The organism is Thermogemmatispora sp., assembly GCF_019683755.1.
Lineage (GTDB): Bacteria > Chloroflexota > Ktedonobacteria > Ktedonobacterales > Ktedonobacteraceae > Thermogemmatispora.
On sequence record NZ_JADGHT010000526.1, the window covers coordinates 1 to 2,155 of the forward strand.

Annotated in this window: 2 protein-coding genes; both read right to left on the bottom strand. The window is 58.2% G+C overall.

Annotated elements, in window-relative coordinates; translation table 11 throughout:
* Window positions 1-1,436, bottom strand: a 1,436-nt coding sequence (locus IRZ24_RS19600) for a TIR domain-containing protein (RefSeq protein WP_297168257.1), incomplete at its 3' end; no start/stop codon positions are given.
* Between the two features lie 49 nt (window positions 1,437-1,485).
* Window positions 1,486-1,797, bottom strand: a complete 312-nt coding sequence (locus IRZ24_RS19605) for a helix-turn-helix transcriptional regulator (protein WP_297168260.1) — start codon at window positions 1,795-1,797, stop codon at window positions 1,486-1,488.
* Window positions 1,798-2,155 lie beyond the last annotated feature (358 nt).

Here is a 2,155-nt window from a genome sequence, read left to right on the forward strand (position 1 = left end):
CTGACCGAGAACCCCTGGAAAAAGCGCTCGTAGACCGTGTTGAGGAAGCGCTGGCGCTCGGTCCAGTCGCGGATGCTGCGCGCCGCCTCCTCGATGGCCAGATAGAAGTGATCGAGCGAACGGAGGAATTCCTGGCGGTTGAAAGCGCGACTGGTCAGGGCGCGAATGACCTGCTCGATCTGGGCGGCGATGACGTTGCGGCTGACGAAATCGGGGTTGTCGAAGACGGTGCGGAAGAGGCGCTCGGTGAGCAGGTGCTGCACGAGCATTTCGGCGATTTCTGCCTGGCTGATCTGCGGGTTGAGGTTGCTGCGGCAAAGAGTGGTGAAGTCGTTGAGCGCCGCGATGAAGGCACGGTTCTGGGTGGCTTCCTGCTGGATAATCTCCAGGAGGCGGGCCGCCAGCTCGGGAATGCGGTCCTGAAACTCCTCAACGGCGGCCTCGAAGCGAGCAATCTGCGGCTCGCTGTAGGTGAGAAAGCGGGTCAGGAGATCGCGCAGCTCGCTGTCGTCGTCCAGATTGAAGAGGAAGCGCTGACCGTCCTGGTAGAGGATTGCCCGCCGGCTGTTCTCGAAGAGGGTATTGCGCAGAGGATAACCGGCCTCGATTTTGCGCTGGACTTCGCGTTCGAGGTCGAGGTGGGGCGCTTTGGCCTCCCAGAGGCCACGAATGAAGAACTCGTTGACATCACGAAGCACGCCATCAGGTCGCAGGCCATTAGGCAGGGTCTGTTCAGGGATCAGCTTGAGATTGACTGCGCTGGCAGTCTCCTCGAGCAGGCGCTGGAAGGCGGTGCGCCGGGCCAGCTCATGAGTGGCAAAGCCCTCGTACGAGCGAAGCTGCTTGCGATAGCGCTCAATGGCTCGCTTGAGTAAGGTAGGTGTGAGTGCGGCGGGCGTGCTGATCAGGACCTCAGTGGACACGGACGACGACCCCTTTCTGTAAGCGTGCTGTTGTGCTCTATTATACACGCGTTGGTCTTCCTGCTCCATGAGGTAAGCGATGACGCGCCGCAGCCCCCCGACAACTTCGGCAAAGGCAGCGTCCTGGTTAGCCCAGGTCGAGATGGGCCGGGCATTAGCAGGTAGAACCTGCAGGTGGGCGAAAGGGGCGCCTTCCCAGACTACAGGCCGCAGCAGGATCGGTACGACCTGGGCCTGGCCAAGCCGCTGACGCTCTAAAGCGCGCTGCATCTCAACGCCGTAGCAATAGTCAGAGGCCATAAAGGCAGGACTAACCAGCAGTAGGATAAGCTGAGCCTGCTCCAGTTGCTGGCGAATGACCCGCCGCCAGTCGCTGCCCGGCAAGAGGGCACCATCATGCCAGGTGGCCAGCAAACCCTGACGCTGTAACAGGGCCAGGTGCTGCTCTAGCCGCTCCAGAAAGGGGCGGTCTTCCCGCGCGTAGACATAGAAGAGCTTCACTGGCCTCGCCATCTGCGCGCTCCTTGCTGCTATTGCTCACGGCTCAACTCAGGTCGCCCTGCTACTGCTCCTCTTGTTCGTAATCTCGCTCTTCCTGATCCACCCGTCTCTTTCCCTTGTCTTTCTGCTCCCCTGCGAGCTGCTCCAGACGCTTCTGCCAGATCAAAGGCGGCGTCGGCTCATAATAGATGAGTTCTGCCGGAGTCACCTCCAGGGCCCAGCAGAGCTTGTCTAGTGTAAAGAGATCGATTACAACTTGCGGATCACGAAAAATCTTGCGGACAGTCTTGTAGTCAACATCGGCAAGCTTGGCTAGCTGAGAGATGCTGATTTGCTTTTCCTCCGCAATCTCCTTGACGCGCAAACGGATCATAAGTTGGCCTTGCGGAAAATACTTCTACGCAGGAGTTTAACAGTTTAGCTACCTTGACAAAACTGCTACGATAGTCTAAGATTCGATAGGAGAGTAGTAGTCATGGCTTTAAGTCAGTATTTCAATGACTCCTTTAAAATCTTGGACTCTACTCCAATATGGCAGGTGGACAAAGCTGAGCCGGGCAGGATCAGATTGAGAGGCTGAGCCAGGCCGGGCCAGTGTCAGAGCAGGAAGGAGTATGCCATGTCTGGCCTTGTTGAAGAATGGCATGAGGAGCAGGGTGAAGAGCAGCGTGAAGAGCAGCGTGACCGTGAGCAGCCAGAAGCGAGCCAGGAGATTGAGCGCCTGAAGGAGC